Annotated in this window: 19 protein-coding genes; 12 read left to right on the forward strand and 7 right to left on the reverse strand. The window is 71.7% G+C overall.

The window, feature by feature from the left end:
• The first annotated feature begins 3 nt into the window (after positions 1–3).
• The 3 genes from ACLII4_RS10945 to ACLII4_RS10955 are packed head-to-tail and all read left to right on the forward strand — an operon-like array spanning position 4 to position 3,760.
• Complete coding sequence (locus ACLII4_RS10945) at positions 4–1,710, forward strand: GAF domain-containing protein (protein ID WP_412067436.1); 1,707 nt, start codon at positions 4–6, stop codon at positions 1,708–1,710.
• On the forward strand, positions 1,711–2,448 hold the full coding sequence (tpiA, locus tag ACLII4_RS10950) for a triose-phosphate isomerase (RefSeq protein WP_412067437.1): 738 nt from the start codon (positions 1,711–1,713) through the stop codon (positions 2,446–2,448).
• Positions 2,435–3,760 (forward strand): GWxTD domain-containing protein, encoded by a 1,326-nt coding sequence (locus tag ACLII4_RS10955; RefSeq protein WP_412067438.1) that lies wholly within the window; start codon positions 2,435–2,437, stop codon positions 3,758–3,760. The genes tpiA and ACLII4_RS10955 overlap by 14 nt, the downstream gene beginning before the upstream one ends.
• 9 nt (positions 3,761–3,769) lie before the next feature.
• Here the strand turns inward: ACLII4_RS10955 and ACLII4_RS10960 are convergent, their stop codons facing one another.
• From ACLII4_RS10960 to ACLII4_RS10985, 6 genes are all read right to left on the reverse strand, one after another.
• Positions 3,770–4,096 (reverse strand): FmdB family zinc ribbon protein, encoded by a 327-nt coding sequence (locus ACLII4_RS10960; RefSeq protein ID WP_412067439.1) that lies wholly within the window; start codon positions 4,094–4,096, stop codon positions 3,770–3,772.
• A gap of 87 nt (positions 4,097–4,183) precedes the next feature.
• Entirely contained in the window at positions 4,184–6,880 is a 2,697-nt protein-coding gene (locus tag ACLII4_RS10965; RefSeq protein WP_412067440.1) for a serine hydrolase, read from the reverse strand.
• Positions 6,881–7,030: 150 nt separating this feature from the next.
• Complete coding sequence (locus tag ACLII4_RS10970) at positions 7,031–7,783, reverse strand: SDR family NAD(P)-dependent oxidoreductase (RefSeq protein ID WP_412067441.1); 753 nt, start codon at positions 7,781–7,783, stop codon at positions 7,031–7,033.
• Entirely contained in the window at positions 7,780–8,298 is a 519-nt protein-coding gene (locus ACLII4_RS10975) for a fasciclin domain-containing protein (RefSeq protein ID WP_412067442.1), read from the reverse strand. Before ACLII4_RS10975 ends, ACLII4_RS10970 begins: the two co-directional genes overlap by 4 nt.
• A 60-nt stretch (positions 8,299–8,358) precedes the next feature.
• Positions 8,359–8,961, reverse strand: a complete 603-nt coding sequence (locus tag ACLII4_RS10980) for a Maf family protein (RefSeq protein ID WP_412067443.1) — start codon at positions 8,959–8,961, stop codon at positions 8,359–8,361.
• A gap of 34 nt (positions 8,962–8,995) precedes the next feature.
• Positions 8,996–10,600 (reverse strand): apolipoprotein N-acyltransferase, encoded by a 1,605-nt coding sequence (locus tag ACLII4_RS10985; RefSeq protein WP_412067444.1) that lies wholly within the window; start codon positions 10,598–10,600, stop codon positions 8,996–8,998.
• A 133-nt stretch (positions 10,601–10,733) separates the two neighbouring features.
• On the opposite strand from ACLII4_RS10985, the gene ACLII4_RS10990 reads away from it, so the two are divergent.
• The 7 genes from ACLII4_RS10990 to ACLII4_RS11020 all read left to right on the forward strand — a co-directional run bounded on the left by ACLII4_RS10990 (position 10,734) and on the right by ACLII4_RS11020 (position 18,954).
• Positions 10,734–11,795, forward strand: a complete 1,062-nt coding sequence (locus ACLII4_RS10990; protein ID WP_412067445.1) for an AAA family ATPase — start codon at positions 10,734–10,736, stop codon at positions 11,793–11,795.
• Positions 11,796–13,292, forward strand: coding sequence for a sodium-dependent transporter (locus tag ACLII4_RS10995; RefSeq protein WP_412067446.1), 1,497 nt, complete (start codon positions 11,796–11,798; stop codon positions 13,290–13,292).
• On the forward strand, positions 13,289–14,860 hold the full coding sequence (locus ACLII4_RS11000) for a M14 family zinc carboxypeptidase (protein WP_412067447.1): 1,572 nt from the start codon (positions 13,289–13,291) through the stop codon (positions 14,858–14,860). Before ACLII4_RS10995 ends, ACLII4_RS11000 begins: the two co-directional genes overlap by 4 nt.
• Positions 14,861–14,945: 85 nt before the next feature.
• Positions 14,946–15,482: a TlpA family protein disulfide reductase gene (locus tag ACLII4_RS11005; protein ID WP_412067448.1), complete on the forward strand. Its 537-nt coding sequence runs from the start codon at positions 14,946–14,948 to the stop codon at positions 15,480–15,482.
• Positions 15,482–16,081, forward strand: coding sequence for a redoxin domain-containing protein (locus ACLII4_RS11010; protein WP_412067449.1), 600 nt, complete (start codon positions 15,482–15,484; stop codon positions 16,079–16,081). The genes ACLII4_RS11005 and ACLII4_RS11010 overlap by 1 nt, the downstream gene beginning before the upstream one ends.
• Positions 16,082–16,086: 5 nt before the next feature.
• Positions 16,087–17,244 carry a ribonuclease D gene (locus tag ACLII4_RS11015; RefSeq protein ID WP_412067450.1) on the forward strand — a complete coding sequence of 386 codons (1,158 nt, stop codon included), beginning with the start codon at positions 16,087–16,089 and terminating at the stop codon, positions 17,242–17,244.
• Positions 17,245–17,358: 114 nt separating this feature from the next.
• Positions 17,359–18,954 carry a GMC family oxidoreductase gene (locus ACLII4_RS11020; protein WP_412067451.1) on the forward strand — a complete coding sequence of 532 codons (1,596 nt, stop codon included), beginning with the start codon at positions 17,359–17,361 and terminating at the stop codon, positions 18,952–18,954.
• A 17-nt stretch (positions 18,955–18,971) separates the two neighbouring features.
• Here the strand turns inward: ACLII4_RS11020 and ACLII4_RS11025 are convergent, their stop codons facing one another.
• Positions 18,972–19,238 carry a NifU N-terminal domain-containing protein gene (locus tag ACLII4_RS11025; RefSeq protein WP_412067452.1) on the reverse strand — a complete coding sequence of 89 codons (267 nt, stop codon included), beginning with the start codon at positions 19,236–19,238 and terminating at the stop codon, positions 18,972–18,974.
• A 69-nt stretch (positions 19,239–19,307) separates the two neighbouring features.
• Between ACLII4_RS11025 and ACLII4_RS11030 the strand changes: the two genes are divergently transcribed.
• Positions 19,308–19,934: a phage holin family protein gene (locus ACLII4_RS11030; RefSeq protein WP_412067453.1), complete on the forward strand. Its 627-nt coding sequence runs from the start codon at positions 19,308–19,310 to the stop codon at positions 19,932–19,934.
• A gap of 20 nt (positions 19,935–19,954) precedes the next feature.
• On the forward strand, positions 19,955–20,584 hold the full coding sequence (locus ACLII4_RS11035) for a hypothetical protein (protein WP_412067454.1): 630 nt from the start codon (positions 19,955–19,957) through the stop codon (positions 20,582–20,584).
• Positions 20,585–20,626: the final 42 nt, after the last annotated feature.

Consider the following 20,626-nt stretch of genomic DNA (forward strand, 5'->3'; position numbering starts at 1 on the left):
CCGATGGACATCGACGACGCTCCTGAGACCGACGCCTACGAGATCCTCGGCGGCCCCGCTGGGCTGCCCGACGACGTGTACCGGCGCCTGTTCGAGTCCTCGTTCGGGCTCGCCATCGTCGCGGACGAGGCGGGGGTGGTCCGCGCGATGAGCGACGCCGCGACGCGGTTTGCCGCGTCGGAGGCGGTGGGCCGGCCGCTGTTGGAGGTGCTCGGCTGGAGCGATCCCGAACGGGTCGGGGAGGGGCTCGGTACGGTGCGAGAGGGCGCCTACGACCGGTTCTACACCCGCGTGCAGGGGGCCGACGGACACGTCATGTTCCTCGTCGATCTCCAGACCATCGATGGGGGGGAAGGCGAGACGTGGACCCTGCTCGAAGCCCGCGACGTGACATCGCTTGTCTCGGCGGAGCACCAACTGCACGACGTGCTCCGCCAGCTAGAACGCGAGCGGAACCGGCTCCGTGCCGTCCTCGATGCGACCCCGGACCGGATCATCGGCATCGACGCCTCCGGGGTGGCGACGGTCGTCAACCGCGCGGTCGTCGAGGGGGCCGGCACCGAACGCCAGTTCGTGGAGGGACATCCCTACCTCGACCGCGCCCAGCGGCCGGACCTGTGGCGGCGGGCGTTGGCGGGCGAGACCGTGCGCGCCCGGATTCCGCCCGAGGGCTCGACGTTCGGGATCTGGATCGACCTCACGATGGCGCCCGTGCTCTCGGGCGACTTCGTCGAAGGGGCCGTCGCCATCGGGCGCGACGCGACGGCACAAGTGGAGTCCGCCCACCTCCGCCACGCGATCGGTTCGGGGCGTGCGTCGATGCTGGTGATCGAAGCCACGGGCCGGATCGTGGAGGCGACCGACTCGCTGGGCGCTCTGTTTGGCGTCGACGCCCCGGAGGATCTCGATCGCCTGCTGGCGCACGTCGAGAACCGGGCCACGGCGGAGGGTGCGTTCCGGGCGGCGCTCGCGTCCCCCGGGACGCCCGTCGACCTTCGACTCCAAGTAGCTGGCGGGAGCGCCTGGATTCGGGGCCGGTCGATAGACGGGGCGCCCCCCCGGTTCGTCGGCGTCGCCTATCCGACCGACAACGTGTCGGATGCGCAGGCCATCGAGCGCTGGGAGGACCTCGCCGACCGGGCGGGGTGGGCCGGGCGCCACCCCGCAGATCGCGTCGACCCCCAAATCGATGGCGTCGTGGACCCCGGCGTCGTCGACGCTCGGGTGGCCGCCCTCCGCGAGACCGGCTTGCTCGACGCGGCGCCGAAGGCCACCTTCGACGTGCTGACGCGCTCGGTGTCGGAAGCGTTGGGCGTCCCGATCTCGCTCGTCTCCCTCGTCGACGTCGACCGCCAGTTCTTCGCCAGCCAGACGGGCCTGTCGGGCCTGGTGGCTGACCAACGCGAGACCCCTCTGTCGCACTCGTTCTGCCAACACGTGGCGAACGAACGACGTCCCCTCGTCGTCCGCGATGCCCGCGAGACGAAGCGACTGGCGTCGAACCGCGCCATCGACGACCTCGGGGTCGTCGCCTACCTCGGCGTTCCCGTCGCCGCCCCCGACGGCCACGTCATCGGGGCGCTTTGCGCCATCGACTCCGTGCCCCATGCCTGGTCCGAGCAGGACATCCGGTTGATGTCGTCGCTCGCCGAGGCCGTCACGGCGGAGGTGGCCCGGCACCAAGTCTCTCACACCCAACCCACTCCGTAAATGCTTGTCGCCGGAAACTGGAAGATGAACCTGGACCTCGACGAGGCCGTCCGGCTTGCGGCCGAGGTCGTTCGCTTGTCGGGCGACGACGCCGCGGACGTCGGCGTGGCCGTGTGCCCGCCGACGGTGTGGCTCGAGGCGGTCGCGGAGCGGGTGGCCGGGAGCCCGATAGCGCTCGGGGCACAGAACGTGCACCCGGCGGACTCGGGCGCGTACACCGGCGAGGTGTCGGCGGCCATGCTCCGAGGCGTCGGGGCGGACTATGCCATCGTCGGCCACTCCGAGCGGCGCGCCCTCTTCGGCGAGACCAGCGCGTTCGTCGCCGAGAAGGTGCGGGCGGCGCAAGCGGGCGGACTGACGCCGATCCTGTGCGTGGGCGAGACGCTGGAGGAGCGCGAGGCCGGCGGGGCCGAAGAGACCGTGGTCGCCCAGCTCGCGGCCTCGATGGACGGCGTCGAGGGCGGGCCTCTTGTGGTCGCCTACGAGCCCGTCTGGGCGATCGGCACGGGCCGGACGGCGAGCCCGGAGCAGGCGCAGGCCGTCCACGCAGCGATCCGGGCGTGGCTGTCGCGTCGCGGCCTCGGGGCCACCAAGCTCCAGTACGGCGGTAGCGTTAAGCCCGGCAACGCGGCCGACCTCTTCGCGCAGCCCGACATCGACGGGGCGCTGGTCGGCGGCGCCAGCCTCGACGCCCCCTCCTTCGCGGCGATCGTGGCGGCGGCCCGTGCGAGCCGCTAGCGCCCTCGCGCTCCTGCTCCTCGCGAGCGCGTGCGCGGGGCCTTCGCCAGCCCGCCTCGATACCGACGCGGCGGCCTACCGGGCCGGCGAGCCCGCCTTCGTGCTCGATGTCGCGGGCGTCGTCGGCGAGCCCGGGGCCATCGTGGACGTGCTCGTCGGTGTTGCGCCTGCGGCCCTGGCCTTCCGGCCCGGCGCGGACTCGCTGGAGGCCGTGGTGCGCTGGACGATCTCACTGGAGCGTGAGGGCGGTGCGCCACGCGTGATGTCCGCCCTCGACACCGTCCGCGTGGCGTCGCTTGCGGAGGCGAGGTCGACCGTCCCCTCATGGACGCGCGAGCGCTTCCCTGTTGCGCCGGGCTTGTACACCGTACGCGCCTTGTTGGACGACGCCGCCGCCGGGCGGACCGCCGAGCGCCGGGCGGAGGTGTTGGCCCGTGCCCCGGGCGGGCTCCCTCGTCTGGCGGCGCTCCGCGTCGTCCGCGGCCCCGAACCGGTCGACGCGACGGCCATTCCCGCCGGGCTCGACTCGCTGGCGCTCACCCTCCAAGCCATCGACCTCGTCTCGGAGGGCGAGATGGTCGTGACCGTCGCCCGAGTCCGGTCGGACTCCCTGCCCGCCACGTCGGTCGACGCCTCGACGCCGTTCGTCGGTTCGCTCTCGGCGCAGGGCATCGACCGGTCCGCGCTCGACACGGTCGCCGTCCCCCGCCAGCGGGTGGGGGCGGGCACGTCGGCGGTGGTCGCGCCGCTGCCGACGCTTCGGCCCGGCGTGTACAGGCTCACGGTGGCTGTCGATGGGAGCCTGACCTCAGCGGCGCGCTACGTGGTCGTGCGCCGGCAGGAGTATCCGCTCCTGACCCGCCTCGGGGATCTGATTGCCCCGCTGGCGTACCTCGCCGACAGCGACGCGCTCCGCCCGATCCACGAGGCGCGCACCGAGGCCGCCCGGCGGCGGGCCTTCGACGGGTTCTGGGGCGCCGAGATGGACGACCGCCGGCTGGCGGCGGCGACGATCCGCGCGTACTACGAGCGGGTGGAGCAGGCGAACCGCTTGTTTGCTGGCGTCAAGGAGGGATGGAAGACGGATCCCGGGATGATCTACGTGCTCTTCGGCCCCCCACGCTTCGTCGAGACTCGGGACGACGGCGAGCGCTGGACGTACGGCGCGGGCGTCGCGGGCCCCGTGTCATTCACCTTCCGACGCACCTCCGGCGCTGGGCCGTTTCCCGTCCTGACGCTCGAGCGCGACCGAGCCCTCGTCGATCCCATTGGGCGGGCCCGCCAGCAGTGGCGCAGAGGCGTCGTGCCGTAGGCCGGGGCCTCAGTCCTTCGTCGAACTGGTAGACGGTGTCGCGACCTTCTTCGCGGTCTTGGCCTTGGGCGCAGTCTCGGCCTTGGGCGCGCTCTCGGTTTTGGGCGTGCCCTCGGCCGCAGCGGCGGCTTCCCCCGTCTTTCGGTCCTTCTGACCCGTGTGGACGTAGTCGGTGAGGTAGAACCCGTCGCCCTTAAACTGGAGGCCGGCGCCGCCGGAGATCACGCGCGTCACCGGCACGCCGGTGTCGGGGTCCTCGGTGAGGGCCGGAGCGGAGATCTTCTGAAACTGCTCGAAGGTGGTCCCGTCGGGACGGCGGTAGACGTAGGTGGGCATGCGAGAGGAGGGGGGGCGTCAAGCACCGCGAGCGGAGCGCCGGGTTCCGACTTTGGAGCCTGGCGGGGCAGGTGCCTGGGGCGAGGGCTAGCGCGCCGCCAGCAGGTCGGCGGGGACGGGGCCGAACCCGAGCGCCAGCTCGGCCTGGCCGGAGGGCGCGAGCACGGCGCCCGCGACGGCGTCGGCGAGGGCGGGGCGCACGTCGCGGATCTGGCGGTTGCGACGCGAGGGGTGCACCCGGTTGGTCAGCAGCACCACGAACAGGTTCTGGTCGGGGTCGACCCAGATGGAGGTGCCGGTAAAGCCGGTGTGCCCAAACGAGCGCGGCCCGAAGTGACGCCCGGCAGAGGTCTCGCCGTAGTTGACCATCCAGCCAAGCCCGGTCGGATACGTGCTCCGCATCCGCACCCGCTCGGTAAAGCGCTCCAGGCTCGTCCGGCGGAACAGCCGCGTCCCGTAGCCCGCGCCGCCGTTGGCCAGCGCGAACCCGAAGCGCGACAGGTCCTCCGCCGTCGAGAACAGCCCGGCGTGCCCGGCGACCCCCCCGAACACGGAGGCGGCTTCGTCGTGGACCTCGCCCTGAGGCGTCCGCATCCGCCACGCGCGGTCGGTCTCCGTGGGTGCCGCCGTGCGATCGACGACGTCGACATCTCGGAAGCCCGTGCTGGCCATGCCCAGCGGGTCGTAGATCCGGCGCTGGAAGACCTCGTCCAGCGGGGCGTCTTCGACCTCCTGGATCACCTCGCCGAGCACGATCATGTCGAAGTCGCTGTAGCGCGACCGCGTGCCGGGCGGGTACTGGAGCGTGTCGGCGTAGACGAAGTCGAGCGCCTCCCGCCGGGACGTGATGCCGTGGGACCAAAACGGGTACCACGCCCGGTGGCCGGCCGAGTGCTCGAGGAGCTGGCGGACGGTGACGTACTCCTTGCCCAGGGAGCGGTACCGGGGGAGGTAGGTCGAGACCGGCGCATCGAGGTCGAGCGCCCCTTCTTCGACGAGCTGCATCACGACGGTCGTCGTGCCAACCACCTTGGTGAGCGAGGCGAGGTCGTACGGCGTCTCGGCCGTCACTTGTGACCCACTACGCGTCAGGCGGCCATACCCGCGCAAGCGGAGGAGCACGCCGTCGCGGCCGACGGCGACGGCGCCGCCGGGGAAGGCGCCCGACGCTACGGCCCGCTCCATGACGGCATCGATCCGGTCGGCCGTTCCCGCGTCGAGACCGGCGGCCAGCGGGGAGCCCGGGCGGAGGCGCTGCTGGCGATACCGGACGCCCGCCCCGGCGGGGGCGATGCCCGCCACGGCCCGCGGCAGGCGGCCCGTCACGGCGGCCCGGCCCGTGACGGCGTCAGCAGCGGCTTCCTGGGACAGGGCGTCGGGGCCGGGGGCGGCGACGAACGCTGCCGGTTGGAGCCCTGCGGCGAGACCCGCGTCGCCGAGCGCGACCAGGACGACGGGGCGCCGGTCGTTGAGGGCACGCGCAAAGGCGCGGTGCCTCGGCGCGAGCTGTCCGCCGGTCTCCGGCAGCGCAGCCACGACGACGATATCGGCGTCGCGAGCCGCGCCCAGGGCCGCGTTGTAGTCGTCGTCCGGCTGGCCAAGCCCCAGGCGTGCGTAGCTGGCGGTCCGGTCCGGTGCGAGCCCGTCCGCGAGCGCGTTGACGAAGGGGAGGCCGGCATCCGGGTCGGCGCCGGGGTCGAGCAAGACCGTGAACACCTCAGCCGGGCCGGGGCCCGCCAACGGAAGCGGCCCGCGCTCGGGCTGCACCACGGCGACCGCGCGCCGAGCCACCTCGGCCGCGAGCAGGGATGAGCGCTCCGCGAGCCCCGCGGAGGGCGCCCGCCACGGCGAGATCCGGACGGCGCCGCCGCTTGGACGCTCGGCCAGCCGAACGTCGCGGGGCGACAGGTCCAGCCCGGCCCACGCCTTGGCCGACAGCGACCGGCGCGCCGCCTCGCGAGCCGTGCTCTCGGACAGTCGGCCCGACCCGACGGCCGCTCGCAGGGAGTCGTAGACGGCGGCAGGCGATCCGGACACCACGATGTCGGCCCCTCGGCGGACGGCCTCGATGGCGCCCGCCGCAGTCGGACCTACGTCGGCGATCACGAGCCCGGTGAAGGCGGTCTCTGCACGCAACCGCCCGACGAGGGCGGGGCTGGTACGGATCTCCATGAGACCAGCCTGAACGAGCCCGTCGACCCCGCCCAAGGCGTCGGCATCGGGCAACGCGGCGGACGGCCAGGCGCGGCCCTCTCGGACTCCACGCACGATCGCCGCGGCGAGGGGGCCCGAAAATCCGGAGGCACCGATGGCGACGGTGGGCCCCGGGGACTGGACCCCGAGCGGCTGCGCGGCCTCGGCAGTCGCCCGCCCCGCGAGGTAGGCGAGGGGCGCATCGTCGGCCGCCGCGAGCGCCGCGAGCGACGGGGCGACGGGCACGTCGGCGATCGCTTGCGTGGGCGCGGACACGGCGACGGGCAGGGGAGAGGCGGTTTGCCACCGGCGGACGCTCGCGATCAGCGCGTCCATGTCGCCGGAGAGCACGTCCACCCGCCCAATGCGGCCGGCGTGCACGAGCGCGTCCAGGCCTCGCGCGTCGGCACGGGCGCCCACGAGTTGGCCGATCACCGCGTCCAACGACAGGGTGTCAACGAGCGCTTGGGGGGACGGGGGCGGGGGAAGCGTGGCGACCGGTTTGCTCGCCGTTACGGGCACGGTCGAGACCGACCAGAAACCCGCGACGGCCAGCGAAACGGCCGCGACGACCTTGAAGAGGAGAGACATGGGGGGTCGGGTCCGGGGGGGACGAGCCATCGCTGCAATGTAGAGAAACGCTGCGCCGCGCCCACCGGTGTGTGGCGAGCCGGCTTCCTCAGGTTCACCCGTTGCAGGCCCTCGTGAGGCGGTCAGCGTCGGAGCCGAGCTCGCAGCGGCTCAACGGGGGCGGACCGTCGCAAAGCCGCCGTCGACCGAGAGGGTCTGTCCGGTCACCCAGGCGCTGCGATCCCGGTCGAGCAGGAACGCGAGCGCGTCGGTGAGGTCTTCGGGCTCACCGATCCGGCCGAGGGGGTGCAGCTTGGCCGAGGCCTCGACGGCCGCGTCCGACGCCACCAGCCGTCCCGCCAGCGGGGTCCGGACGAGCCCGGGCGCTACGGCGTTGACGCGCACGCGCTTCGGCGCATAGGTCGCCGCCGCCGCCCGCACGAGCCCCTCGACGCCCGCCTTCGCCGCCGCGATCGCTTCGTGGTTGGCGAGCCCGTACCGTCCGGCCACGCTCGACATCAACACGATGGAGCCGCCGTCGGGGTCCAGGTTCTTCTGGAGGGCTTTCGCTGCGGAGCGGACCAGGTAGAACGCCGTCTTGAGATTCTGCGTCAGCACGTCGTCGAACTCCTCAGGGGAAGTCGCGTGTGCCGGCTTCAGCAGGATCGAGCCGACCAAGTTGACGGCCCCGTCCAGGCGCCCGAACGCTTCGACGGTGGCGTCGACGAGCCCGGCCACCGCGTCGGGGTCGGTCGCGTCCAGGGTGAAGGCCCGGGCGCCCGTCTCAGCCGCCAGCACTTCGAGCTTGCCCGCGTCGCGAGCGCCCACGACGACACGAGCGCCATCAGCGGTGAGCCGACGCACCAGCGGGGCTCCGATCCCGCCAGACCCGCCGACGAGGAGATAAACTGGACCGTCGCTCATTCGAGAACCGAATCGATGATGTGGACGACGCCGTTGTCGGCGTCGAGGTCGGCGTCGGTGATGCGTGCGGTGGTCCCGGTAGAGCGGACCGCCAGCCCTTCGCCCACCTCGGCGAACGTCACCTCAGACCCGGCCATCGTTTCGATGGCGAGGTCGGCAAACACGTCGGGGGTGAGCAGGCGCGTGGCGACGACGTGTGCAGACAGGGCCGTGCGTGCAGCGACGGAGTCCGCCTCCAGCGCGGCCAGGCCGCCGAACTGGGCGAAGGCCTCGTCAGACGGGGCGAACAGGGTGTAGGCCGTCGACGTGTCGCGCAATGTGGTAGCAATCCCGCTGGACTCGATCAGGCGTGCGAGCACGCGGAGCCTGGGGTTTGCCGCGACGATGTCCGCCACCGACTGGCGGGCAGCGGCCGGCGCCTCTGGGGCGGGATCCGGCGTCGGCTCCGGGGCGGGCGCGTCGCCTCCGCAGGCGGCGAGGGCGAGGCACAGGAGCACGAGGGTGAGCAGTCGCATCGGGTGGAGGCGTGGGGGCGGTAGGACGGGCGCTCGGGGGTGGGGATCCCCCGGGCTATCTCAGGGCCGAGGGCTCTCGGCGACCGACACGAGGGACGGCGCGAAGGCGAGGAGCGTCTCGTACAGTCGTCGCAGCGGCAGACCGACGACGTTGAAAAAGTCCCCTTCGATCCGAGCGACCAGAAGGGCGCCCGCGTCGTCCTGGATGCCATACGAGCCCGCCTTGTCGAGCGGGGAACCGGTGGCCGCGTACGCAGCGATCTCCTCGTCAGTCAGGGCCGCAAACGTCACTGTCGTCGTCTCATGCGCCGTGGTCTCCCGGCCATCGAGCCGCAGCGCGAGACCCGTGGTGACCTCGTGCGTCCGGCCGCTCAGCCGTCGAAGCGTCGCCCGCGCTTCGATCTCGTCGGCGGGTTTGCCAAGCACGTCGCCGTCGAGCACCACGACGGTGTCGGCCGCCAGCACCAGGGCGCCGGGGGCGTGGACGGCTCGCGCCTTCCGCAGGGCGACGTCTTCGGCGGCGGGCCCGATGGCGAGACCGGTCGGCCACGTCTCGTCCGTGTCGGTCGGGCGCACCTTGAAGGTGAGGCCGAGGCGGTCGAGGAGGGCACGGCGGCGGGGCGAAGCCGAGGCGAGGACGAGCGGGGCGTGGAGCACGAGCATGGGCGGTGATCGCCCGAGACGCGCGTGGCGTTCCCTACGCTGGGAAGAGTCGTTTGGACTTTCGCTTGGCGGTGGTCAGCTCGGGGAAGAACACCGAGACGCCGATGCCGCCGAAGCCGAGCGCGAGCGCGAGCACCAACGACCACTGCCCGACCCAGTCGCCGTGCCGGACGTAGAACGTCTGGCCCCGAAAAGTCGGCACCTGAATGGCGTGCACCTCCTGGTCCATCCACCCCGCCACGTGCTCGATCTCGCCGTTGGGGTAAATCATCGCCGAGATCCCGCCCACCGTCGAGAGCACGACGGCCCGGCGCGACTCGACGGCGCGGAGGCGGGTAAACTGAAGGTGCTGATAGATGCCGGAGGATCGGCCCCAGAGATCGTTTCTGGAGAGGACGACGATGAGGTCGGCCCCGGACCGCGTGAACCTGCGGACGTGGTCGCCAAAGAGGGACTCGAAGCCGACGGCGGTCGCCAACTGGGTCCCGCCGGCGTCGAAGAGCACGCGGTTGGTCCCTTCGGCCGCCTCGGCGTCGGCGAAGGGCACGCGCCTCATCTGATCGTAGCGGACGAGCGGCTTGCCAGGGCGGATAAGCACCGCCGAGTTGGCCAAGTCGCTGTCGTCCGGGATGCCGCGACGGCGGTCGATGTCGGGGGTGCCAGTCTGTGCGCCCGCGAGAAGGGCCACGCCACGCTGCGAGGTCCATCGCTGGAGCCGGCGATAGAGCTGGGCCTCGCCCTGATCGGTGCCCATAAACGGGAGCGACATCTGCGGCCAGATCAGGAGCGAGAGATCTTGCTGGCGCGCGGCGACCGGGGCGGCGACCGAATCGGGCAAGGAGGTGTCCCGTCCCAGCAAGGTGTCGGAGAGGTCGGCGAGGTGATCCACCTTGACCGTCGCGGATTGCCCATCCCACTGCTGGGAGGACACGCCGGGCTGGACGATCCCCACCGAGGTGTAGCCGGCCGGGAGGTCTGCCTGGGCGGTGCGAATGGAGCCGTAGACGACGGGGATCGCTACGAGCGCCGTGAACACGGCCATCGCCGCGCCTCGTTCTACGTACCGCTCGCCGGGCTGGGTGCTCCGGGGGAGGGATACGAAAACGGTGATGTTGAGCAGGAGCACCCACAGGCTGAGGAGCAACACCCCGCCGATGTCGGCCATCTGGATAAACTCCATGGCGCCGGCCTGGGTGTGGCCCAGCAGCAGCCAGGGGGGGGTGACGCTGAAGGTGAGCGACAGGAACTCGGCCGCCACGACGTTGAGCCCCAGGGCCACCAGCCCGGGCACCAGCCCGAGGCGTTCCCGAACGACCCCCGCGAGCGAGAAGGCGATCACGAGTGGGAGCGGAACCAGGAACAGGCTCAGCCCCCCCATGGCAGCCGTGGAGGCGTCCGGGTTGAACAGCAGCCAGAATCCCACGCAGCAAGCGGTCGTCAGCAGGAGCGCGTAGAGCTCCCGGATGTAGTCGAGGCTGGTCCTGCTGATCGACCAGCGGGCGATCAGCGGGACCAGCGCCACCCACGCGAGCGGATAGACGCCCAGGGGGGGGAGGCTCAGCGCGATCAGCAGGGCGCCCGTGAGCGACCAGCCGAACGAACTGAAAGGGGAGGGCTGAGGCCGCTTGCGGGAGACCATCGTGCCAGGGGAGGTGGACGGGTCAGGTATCGCCGGGCATGGAGGCGTCTTAACCGACGCACAGCGTAGGCGCCGCTGGCCACGGCTCGGTCCCCCCGGGGTATCTTCGCGACCCGCTCACCTCCGGCTCCGCGTGCCCGTCGTTACCGTCTGCAATCACAAGGGGGGGACTGGGAAGACCACCACCTCCATCCACCTCGCCGCCGCGTTTGGCCGGCAGGGCCGCCGCGTTCTCGTGGTGGACTTCGACCCCCAGGGGTTCCTGTCCCGGATGCTGGGAGCGGAGGAGCCGACCCCGGAGCACTCGGCGCTTGGGCTGCTGGCGGCCGACGCCGACCTGCGCACGTTCCCGGTCCAGACCGTCAGCGGCTTCGACCTGATCGGCTCGTCGATGGCGCTCACGAAGGCGCTCCGGCGGCTGACCAAGCCCACCGACGTGTTGTGGCTGCGCGAGACCGTCCGTGCGGGGCACGACTACGACGTCATCCTGCTCGACACCGCGGCGGCGCTGTCGCCGTACACGATGAACGCGCTGGTGGCCAGCGATCAGGTCGTGATCCCGGTCACACCAGAGTACCAGCCCGTCGTGGGCGCGGAACAGACGTGGCAGACCTCGGGGCTCGTCAAGGACAAGCTCAACCCGGCGCTCAAGACGCCCCGGTTCTTGCTGACCCAGGTCGATGCTCGCCTGACGCGCCACGCTCGGTACGCGACCTACCTGAGGGAGAAGTACCGCGACGCCGTCCTCTCGACGGCCATCCGCACCTCCTCGTCGCTCGCCGTCGCCAGCCGGGACGGGCGGACCGTCTTCGACGCTCCACGCCCGACGCGCGGCGCGGTCGACTACACGGCCGCCGCCGACGAACTGGCGCGAATCGTGTTCGGGGAGACGCCGGCGCCGGTGGTCGCTCCCACCACGGGGCCAGAGACCGTTCCCGCTGAATCGTCGGCCCCGACACCTGCCGCTCCGCCTGCACAGCCACCGCCGGCGACGAGACGCGCGGTCCAGGCCATCGCCTCGCCATCGCCAAATCCCGACGCTCAGAATCGCGAGGGGGCGCTCGCCGTCCCGCCGCTCAAGGCCGCCCCGGTCGTCCCGGCCCCGAGTCCGATCCACCGCGCGCCGCGCCCCGGAGACTCGCCACGTCCGGACGGCGCCGCGAGGACCGGCTGGACTCCCCTTGATCGCCTCTAGATGCCTGACCCCAAGACCGCCCGCTTTTCATCCCGCTGGGGGCTGCTCCTGAGTGTCCTCGGCATCGCCGTCGGCACCGGCAACATCTGGCGGTTCCCCCGCATCGCAGCGTCGAACGCCGGGGAAGGCGGGGCGGGCGCGTTCCTGGTCGCGTGGCTGGTCTTCCTGGTCGCCTGGAGCATCCCGCTCATCATCGCCGAGTACGCGCTCGGGCAGCGCGGGCGCCGGGGCGTGGTTGGGACGTTCGCCTCGCTGGCGGGGCCCAAGTTTGCGTGGGCCGGCGCGTTCGTCGCGTTCGTGGCGGCGGCCATCATGTGCTACTACAGCGTCGTCGCCGGGTGGTGCGCGTACTATGTCGGGTCGTCCGCGCTGGCGGGCCTCCCGCTTACGAGTGAGGGGTCGCTGGCGGCGTGGCAGGCATTCCAGTCGACGCCGTGGCCCATCGTGCTCCACGCCACGATGATGGCGCTCGGCGTGCTGGCGGTCCGGGGCGGGGTCCGCACCATCGAGCGGGCCAACAAGATTCTGGTCCCGACGCTGCTCGTCATCGTCGTCATCGCCGTCTTGCGCGCGGTGACGCTGCCGGGCGCGGGCGAGGGCATCGCGTACCTCTTCACCCCGGACTGGTCGACGTTGGGGACGGCCAGCATCTGGCTGGAGGCGCTGACGCAGAACGCCTGGGACACCGGTGCCGGCTGGGGCCTGATCCTGACGTACGCGGCGTACATGAGCAAGGAAGACGGCGTCGTCCGCAACGCCGTGCTGACCGGCGTGGGCAACAACATGGTCTCGCTGCTGGCAGGGACGATGATCTTCGGGATCACGTTCGCCGTGCTCGGCCCGCAGATGTCGCAGCCTGAGGTGATCGAGGTGATGCAGCAGAGTGGCGAACGCGGCACCGGACTCACGTTCATCTGGATGCCCGCCCTGTTCGCCGAGATGCCACTCGGGGGCGTGCTGGCGGTCTTCTTCTTCCTCGCACTCACCTTCGCCGCGCTGTCGAGCCTGATCTCGATGATCGAGCTGTCGACCCGCGTCGTGGTCGACCTCGGGGCGCCGCGTCCGAAGGCCGTGCTCGGTGTCGGAGTCGTCGGCTTTCTGATCGGGGTCCCGAGCGCGCTGTCCGACCAGTTCTTCGGCAACCAAGACTTTGTGTGGGGCGTCGCGCTGATGCTCTCGGGCGCGTTCATCTCGTTGGCCGTCTGGCGCTACGGGGCGGACCGGTTGCGCGACGAGGTCGCCACCCCGTCCGACTGGGCGCTGCCCAAGCTGTGGAGTGGGTGGGTGCGCTATGCGATCCCGTTGCAGGCGATCGTGCTTCTGGGATGGTGGCTGTGGCTGGCGGCGACCGACTACTCGGACAACTGGCTCGACCCATTCGAGCCGTATTCCGCCGCGACCGTCTTGCTGCAGTGGGCGATCGCGCTCACGCTGCTCGTGGGCCTCAACGGCTGGATGGCGAGGCGGCTGGAGGCCACCGCCCCGAAGTCGCCATGAGAGTCGTCCTGACCCTTCTCGCGCTCGCCGTCGCCGGGTGCGCCGGCTCCGGCCTCCCGGCCGCTCCGCTCCAGACGCCCGCACAAGCGTGCGACTACCGCTGCACCTCCACGCACGCCCAGGTCGTCGCCCACCTCGACGCGCTGGCGGGCTGGTCGGCGCTCCGCGTCGGCACATTCGGCACGAGCGGCGAGGGCCGGGCGCTCCCGCTCGCGGTGTGGGGCGCCGACGCAGCCTCGCCGGAAGCGGCACGCCGGACAGGCAAGACGCGCGTGCTCATCATCGGCAACATCCACGGCGGCGAGGTGGCCGGGAAGGACGCGATGTTGGAACTGCTCAGCGACCTCGCCACCGGCTCGCACGCCGCCTGGGCCGACTCCCTCGTGGTCGCCGTCGCGCCGATCTACAACGCCGACGGCAACGAGCGAATGGGCCTCGACAACCGGCCCCGGCAGGACGGGCCCGTCGACGGCATGGGGCAGCGGCCGAACGCGGCCGGGCTGGACCTCAACCGCGACTTCATGAAGGTGGCCTCGCCCGAAGCGCGTGCGCTCGTCGGTCTCTTGCGCGACCTCGACCCGCACGTCGTGGTCGACCTCCACACGACGAACGGGACGGCGATGGGCTATCACCTCACCTACGCGCCCGGCTTGTCGCCCAACACGCCCGCTGCCATCGACGCCGACCTGCGCGACCGCTGGCTGCCGTCGATCTCGGCCGAGATCCTGGCCTCCGACGACTTCGCGACGTACCACTACGGCAACGTGCCCGGCGCCTTTGGCGAGGCCGCCGCCGCCCCTCGTGGTTGGTACTCGTACAGTCCGCAACCTCGCTTTTCGAGCAACTACGCTGGCTTGAGAGGCCGGTACGGCCTCCTGTCCGAGGCCTACAGCTACGCCCCCTTCGCCGAGCGTGTCGCGGTCTCACGCCGGTTCGTCGAGGAGATCCTCGACCGCGCCTGGGCCGACGCCAGCCACGTCCGCCAGCGGACCGAGCAGGCCGATGCCACGTCCGTCGTCGGGCAGACGCTGGCGGTGCGCGCCGAGTTCGACGCCCTCGACGCGCCCGTCGAGATCTTGCTCGGCGCCGTCGACACGCTGGCGCACCCGGTGAGCGGCGCGATGGTGCTGCGGCGCCAGCCGGCCCGGACGCCCGAGCGGATGCCCGCGTTCGTCCGGTTCGCCCCCTCTGAGACCGTCCGCGCCCCCGCCGCCTACGTGGTCCGGGGCGACGCGGCACCGGCCGTCCGCGCGCTCCTCGACATCCACGGGATACAGTACCAGACGGGCATCGAGGCTGGAGCCCGAGACGGGTTCCGCCTCGACAGCGTGCGCACCGCCGAGCGAGCGTTCCAGCAGGTGGCGATGCAGGAGGCTTTCGGGGAGTGGGAGCGCACCAGCCAGCCGGCCGATCCCGCCGCCCTCGTCGTCCCGGTCGGCCAGCCGCTCGGCCGGTTGGCGGTCGCGTTGTTCGAGCCCCGTTCCGACGATGGGCTTGTCGCCTGGGGCATGTTCCGAGCAGCCCTCGCCGCCGATGGCTATCCCGTGGAACGCATCCCCGACCGCTGACCTTCGCGCGGTTCTCTCCCCACACCCGGCACTCCACCCGACACTGGGGCGTTGAGGCCGTCGTTCCCCCCCGCAGTTTATGCGCTTGCTTCCGATTCTCCTGCTTGCGGCCCTCCTCGGCTGTGCCGACACTGATGGGCCAACGGACGCACCGCCCGGCACCGATGCGGCCGCGCCCACCGGCCCGCCGATCGTGGATGTCGCCAGCGCGGAGGCGCTCGTCAACGACCTCGACGGCCTCGACGCGGAGCTGGTGGTCCTCAACTTCTGGGCGACATGGTGTGGCCCGTGCCGCGCGGAGTTTCCCGAATTCGTCCGCTTCGACGCCGAGGCGCCCGCGGGCGTCCACGTCCGGTTCGTCTCGCTCGACCAGCCGACCGACCGCTCGATGGTTCAGTCCTTCCTCGCCGAGTATCAGGTGGACGACCCGTCCTACCTCTACACGGGTCAGGGCGACATGACGAGCCAACTCAACCCCTTTGTCGGCAACGTCCTGCCGATCACGATGCTCCTTGACGGCGAGGGGATCGTTCAGCACACCCACGTCGGCCGCCTCACCTACGACGCTCTCGTCCAGACCGTGGCCGACGTTCAGGCCGGTCGCACGCCCACCACTTCCTAATGACTCGTCTCCTTCTGCTGTCTCTGGCGTTCGCGCTCGCGGTGCCCGTGGCCAGCGCCCAACTGGCCATTGGCGCGGCCCCCCCGATGGCCGACCAGCCGCTCGCGGCGGCCGACGGCTCGCGGCTGTCGCTCGCCGAGGCCGCCGGCCCCTCCGGTCTCGTCGTCATGTTTTGGAGCAACGCCTGCCCCTGGACCGACCGCTACGCGCCCCGCCTCGCGTCCCTCGTCGAGCGCTACGCCCCGTCCGGCATCGGCTTCGTGCTGGTGAACCCGAACGACCCGGCCGTCAACGAGCACGAGACGGTCGCCGGCTCGCGGGAAGCTGCGGCCCGGGCCGGGCTCGCGGTGCCGTACCTCGCCGATCCGGCGGGCACGCTTGCGGCCGCCTTCGGTGCGTCGAATGCCCCCCACGCGTTCTTTTTCGACGGGACGGGCGCCCTGCGTTACGACGGCGCCCTCGACGACAGCCCGGCCTCGGCCAACCGCGTGCGCGTCCCGTACCTCGCGCAGGCGATGGACCAGAGCATCGCGAGCCTGCCGGTCGAGGTGCAGCGCACCCAGGCGTTCGGGTGCTCCATCAAGCGGGCGGGTGAGTGATTGCGATGATCGACACCCCGGCCGCGCTCCGCGCCCTCTGTGACCGGGCGCGTTCGAAAGAGGCCGTCGCGCTCGACACCGAGTTCGTCTGGGAGCGCACCTACTACCCTGGCCTCGGCCTCGTCCAGGTCGGCCTCGGGGGCGACGACGTGCACCTGGTCGACACCATCGCTCTCGAAGGCGAGATGGGTCCGCTCGGCGACCTGCTGGCGGACGCCTCGGTCGTGAAGGTGCTTCACGACGCGACACAAGACCTCCAGATCCTGGCCCGCGCCACGGGCACTCTGCCGACCAACTCGTTCGACACGCAGCGCGCTGCCGGGCTGGTCGGGCTTACGGCCACGGCCTCGCTGCTGGACCTGGTCGAGTGGGCCGTCGATCTCCGCCTCGACAAGGGCGAGACGCGGTCGGACTGGCTCAAGCGGCCCCTGACGGAGAGCCAGAAGCTGTACGCCGGCAACGACGTGCGCTACCTGCTCGATGTCTATCACAAGCTGCGCGACGCGGCCGCCGCTCGCGGGCGGCTCGACTGGGTCGAGGACGAGATGTCCCGCTACGATGACCCGTCGCTGTTCGAGGAGAACGATCCGTACGACGCCGTGGACCGCGTCAAAGCGCGTGGGATCGGCCGGATGTCCGGCCAGCAGCGCGCGGTGCTCCGCTCCGTCGCCGCGTGGCGCGAGCGCGAGGCCCGCGACCTCGACCGGACGCGCCGCATGGTCGTCCCCGACGACATCTTGGCGGACATCGCCGACCGCGCGCCGCGCTCCGACAACGACCTCTCACGTCTCAAGCTGACCGACCGCCAACGGCACCGCTTCGGCAACGGCATCCTCGACGCGGTCTCCGAAGGCCTCGACGCCGAGCCCGAACGAACGGAGCGGCGCGGGCGCCCCGGCCCGGACGAGTTCCGACGTGCCGCGCGCCTCCTCGTGGCCCAGGGGTTCTTGGCGGGCCGGTGCGAGCGGCAGGACGTCGACTCGATCCTGATCGCCACCAAGGCGCAGCTGACGGCGCTGGTGGAGGAAGGGCCGGACGCCGTGCCAGATGCGCTCCCCGGCTGGCGGTACGACTTCGCCGGCCGTGACCTCGAAGCGCTGCTGCGCGGCGACCTCGCGGTTCGGCTGGACGGCCCCGACGGCTGGCCGATCTCCGTCGACTAGACAGAGGGACGGGTGCGAGCGACAGGCCTTTCCCTACACCGCCGTCGGCGGCGGGAGCGCGCAGGCCGGGGGGTGGGCGTCGTACGTTGCCGCACTGCGTCATCCCACTCTGTCATGTACGATTACGTCATCGTCGGCGCCGGCTCCGCCGGGTGCGTCCTGGCCGCCCGCCTGTCCGAAGACCCCGACGCCCGCGTCCTGCTGTTGGAAGCGGGGGGGAGCGACGATCGCCCGGAGATCCGCATCCCGGCCGTGTTCTCGCGCCTGTTCCACACCGACGCGGACTGGGACTACCACACCACGCCGCAGTCGGCCGCCGCCGGCCGCCAGCTCTACTGGCCGCGCGGACGCGTGCTTGGCGGGTCGTCGTCGATCAACGCGATGATCTACATCCGCGGCAACCGCGCGGACTACGACGGGTGGGCCGACGCGGGCTGCGAGGGATGGGCGTACGCCGACGTGCTGCCGGCCTTCAAGAAGAGCGAGGACAACGTGCGGGGCGCGGGCCCGTACCACGGCGCGGGCGGGCCGCTCCGGATCGAGGACCCCGCTAGCCCGAGCCCGGTCAGTGAGGCGTTCGTGGCGGCGGCGGAGGATCGGGGGCACGCAGCCAACCCGGACTTCAACGGGGCCGAGCAGATGGGCGCAGGGCTGTACCAGCTCACGCAGAAAGGGGGGCGCCGGGCGTCGGCGTCGGCGGCGTTCCTGAAGCCAGCGCGACGGCGGCCGAACCTGACCGTCTGGACCGACGCGTTTGCGCACCGCGTGGTGATCGAGAATGGCCGTGCGGTCGGTGTCGAGTTGGTCCACGATGGCACCCCCGTCACCGTTGGCGCCGAGCTGGAAGTGATCGTCTGCGGCGGGTCGATCAACTCCCCCCAGCTGTTGATGCTCTCCGGCATCGGCCCAGCCGAGCACTTGCGTGAACTCGGCCTCGGCGTGGTGGCTGACCGGCCCGAGGTGGGGGAGAACCTGCACGACCACCTGATCACCGGCCTCCACTACGCGCTCACGTCGCCGGTCTCGCTGATGAACGGCGAGACGTTGGGGCAAGCGCTCCGGTACCTCGTCGGCGGGCGAGGGATGCTGACCTCCAACATCGCCGAGGCGGGCCTGTTTGCATCGTCCGACGGCGCTGCCGTCCCGGACCTCCAGTTCCACGTCGCCCCGGTCCACTTTTTCGACCACGGCCAGACGCCGCCGACCGAGCACGGCTTCTCGATCGGCCCGACGCTTGTCCGCCCCAAGAGTCGCGGTCGGCTCACGCTCGCCAGCGGAGACCCGACGGCCGCTCCCCGCATCGACCCGGCGGCCTTGCACGAGCCGTCGGATGTCGCCGCGCTCGTGGCCGGGCTGGAGCTGGCGCGGTCCATCGGCGAGGCCGCCCCGCTCGACGGCTTGCGCGGGCGGCCCCTTGAGCCGGGCCCGGCGTCGTTCAGCCGCGCCGGGCTCGAGGCGCACGTCCGTGAAACGTGCGAGACGCTGTACCACCCGGTCGGTACGTGCCGCATGGGAGCGGACGATGCCTCCGTCGTCGACCTCGACCTGCGCGTGCGGGGCGTCGACGGGCTGCGTGTCGTCGACGCCTCGGTGATGCCGACCATCCCGAACGGCAACACGAACGCCCCGACGATCATGATCGCCGAGCGGGCGGCCGAGCGGATTCGTTCGGCTCGGTCGGCGCCCCACGGCGCCTCCCAATCCGCCTGAGACTCTGGCGCCCGCGGCTACCCGATGTGATCGCGGATCACCCGCTCGACGCCCTCCGCCAGCAGGTCCCAGTCGCTGGCGGGGTGCTTGGTGACCGTCACGAACGACGGCACGATCAGGAGCGTCTCGACGCCTCGCAAGGCGAAGAGCGCGGCGCCGAGGGGGTCGCCGTCGGCTTCGCGCGCCGAGTGGAATGCGAGCAGCCCGTTGTCGAGGAGCGTCGCGCCGGAGACCTCGAACTTGAGGCTGTTGGGATTCGGGGTGGGGCAGGGCGTGATCGTCATCGTCGGTGGCAACCTGGGGCAGGGGGGAGGCGTGTACGCACGGCCCCTCTCCGTGCTCCGACCCTCTCGATGGCCCGTCTGCCCCACCCCGTGCCCCCGCCCGAGGTGCCGCTCTCCTCGGACCCCGCCGCTGCGCCCGTGTACCGACCGCCGGTGCCCCGCATGGAGACCCTGCCCGCCCCGGTCCGCGAGCCGTCCCCGACGCTGGCGGACGCGCCGACGATCGCCCCGGAGAGCCGGATGCTCCCGCCGCACCAGACCAAGCTGGACCGCGTGACCGGACACGTCGCGGCCCTCTCTGAGGATCTTCGCGAGTGGGTCGAGCTCCGGATCGACCTCGTCAAGCGGCAGGTCGAAGGCGTCGTTGGGCAGCTGGAACGCGTCCAGCACTACCTCGATGCGGCCGCGTTCTTCGTCCCGGCGGCCCTGCTGGCGATCACCGCCGTGTTGTTTTTGTTCGTGACCGTCGCGCTCGGGATCGGCGATCTCGTGGGCAGCCTGTGGGGCGGGTTCGCCATCACGACGGTGCTGCTGCTCGCCGTGGCCGGGCTCCTCGGCTGGGTGGGGATGAAAAAGGTCAAGGAGTCGCAGCAACTGGCCATGGAGGCCAAGCGCGCCAGCGCGCACGCGCAGTCCCTCACGCGCGAGCAGATCCAGGCGGCCCAGCGACAGTCCGCCGCCCGCTCCGCCGTTTAAGGCCGATCCCACCACACGACATGTCCAACCCCGGCCCCAACACGCCCACCAAGTCGCTCGAGACCGGCCCCCGGTCGCTGCCGTTGTCCGCCTCGCCCGGCGACAACGCCTCGAAGGTCCACCTTACAGCCGACGAGGTCCGCGCCCAGTTGCGGGCGCGCGAGCGCGACATCCAGTACCGGCTCGACGCCCTCAAGCATGAGGCGATGGCCGTCATCGACGACGTCAACGTTGGCGGTCGGCCGCTCTCGGACTACATCCGCCAGCGCCCCCTCGAGATCGTCGGCGGGACTGCCGGGGCTGCCGTGCTGCTCGGCATGCTGTGGGGGCTCCGCAAGCGCGCCAAGCGCCGCCCCGAGGCCGACCAGTTCGACCTCGTTCGTGCCCGGATCGACGTCGCCATCGAGGAGGCTGCGCTCCGCGTGTCGCGCGGCGCGGACACGGAAACGGCGCTGATGCAGGCGATGCCGGTCGTGCCCGCCATGTACGCCAAGCGCAACTCCAAGACCGAGCAGGCAAGCTCGTCGACCCGCGAGGCCATCGACGTGGCCGTCAAGACGGCCATCGGGTTTGGCGTCAAGGCGGCGATGGACGTCCTCATCCGGCGGTACACGGACGCCGACGGGACGATCGACGCGCTGTCGGATTAGTCTCCTCTCCCCGCCAGCGGCGACGGTGGACTCCGGCCCCGT

Source organism: Rubrivirga aquatilis (assembly GCF_046845665.1).
Lineage (GTDB): Bacteria > Bacteroidota > Rhodothermia > Rhodothermales > Rubricoccaceae > Rubrivirga.

Bases quoted from the DNA above. Each gene is read 5' to 3' on its own strand.
- ACLII4_RS11015 (WP_412067450.1), top strand. From the start codon at position 16,087: ATGATCGACACCCCGGCCGCGCTCCGCGCCCTCTGTGACCGGGCGCGT.
- ACLII4_RS10995 (WP_412067446.1), top strand. From the start codon at position 11,796: ATGCCTGACCCCAAGACCGCCCGCTTTTCATCCCGCTGGGGGCTGCTC.
- ACLII4_RS10980 (WP_412067443.1), bottom strand. From the start codon at position 8,961: ATGCTCGTGCTCCACGCCCCGCTCGTCCTCGCCTCGGCTTCGCCCCGC.
- ACLII4_RS11000 (WP_412067447.1), top strand. From the start codon at position 13,289: ATGAGAGTCGTCCTGACCCTTCTCGCGCTCGCCGTCGCCGGGTGCGCC.
- ACLII4_RS10985 (WP_412067444.1), bottom strand. From the start codon at position 10,600: ATGGTCTCCCGCAAGCGGCCTCAGCCCTCCCCTTTCAGTTCGTTCGGC.
- ACLII4_RS11020 (WP_412067451.1), top strand. From the start codon at position 17,359: ATGTACGATTACGTCATCGTCGGCGCCGGCTCCGCCGGGTGCGTCCTG.
- tpiA (WP_412067437.1), top strand. From the start codon at position 1,711: ATGCTTGTCGCCGGAAACTGGAAGATGAACCTGGACCTCGACGAGGCC.
- ACLII4_RS10960 (WP_412067439.1), bottom strand. From the start codon at position 4,096: ATGCCCACCTACGTCTACCGCCGTCCCGACGGGACCACCTTCGAGCAG.
- ACLII4_RS10965 (WP_412067440.1), bottom strand. From the start codon at position 6,880: ATGTCTCTCCTCTTCAAGGTCGTCGCGGCCGTTTCGCTGGCCGTCGCG.
- ACLII4_RS11025 (WP_412067452.1), bottom strand. From the start codon at position 19,238: ATGACGATCACGCCCTGCCCCACCCCGAATCCCAACAGCCTCAAGTTC.
- ACLII4_RS11035 (WP_412067454.1), top strand. From the start codon at position 19,955: ATGTCCAACCCCGGCCCCAACACGCCCACCAAGTCGCTCGAGACCGGC.
- ACLII4_RS10945 (WP_412067436.1), top strand. From the start codon at position 4: ATGGACATCGACGACGCTCCTGAGACCGACGCCTACGAGATCCTCGGC.
- ACLII4_RS10975 (WP_412067442.1), bottom strand. From the start codon at position 8,298: ATGCGACTGCTCACCCTCGTGCTCCTGTGCCTCGCCCTCGCCGCCTGC.
- ACLII4_RS10970 (WP_412067441.1), bottom strand. From the start codon at position 7,783: ATGAGCGACGGTCCAGTTTATCTCCTCGTCGGCGGGTCTGGCGGGATC.
- ACLII4_RS11030 (WP_412067453.1), top strand. From the start codon at position 19,308: ATGGCCCGTCTGCCCCACCCCGTGCCCCCGCCCGAGGTGCCGCTCTCC.
- ACLII4_RS11010 (WP_412067449.1), top strand. From the start codon at position 15,482: ATGACTCGTCTCCTTCTGCTGTCTCTGGCGTTCGCGCTCGCGGTGCCC.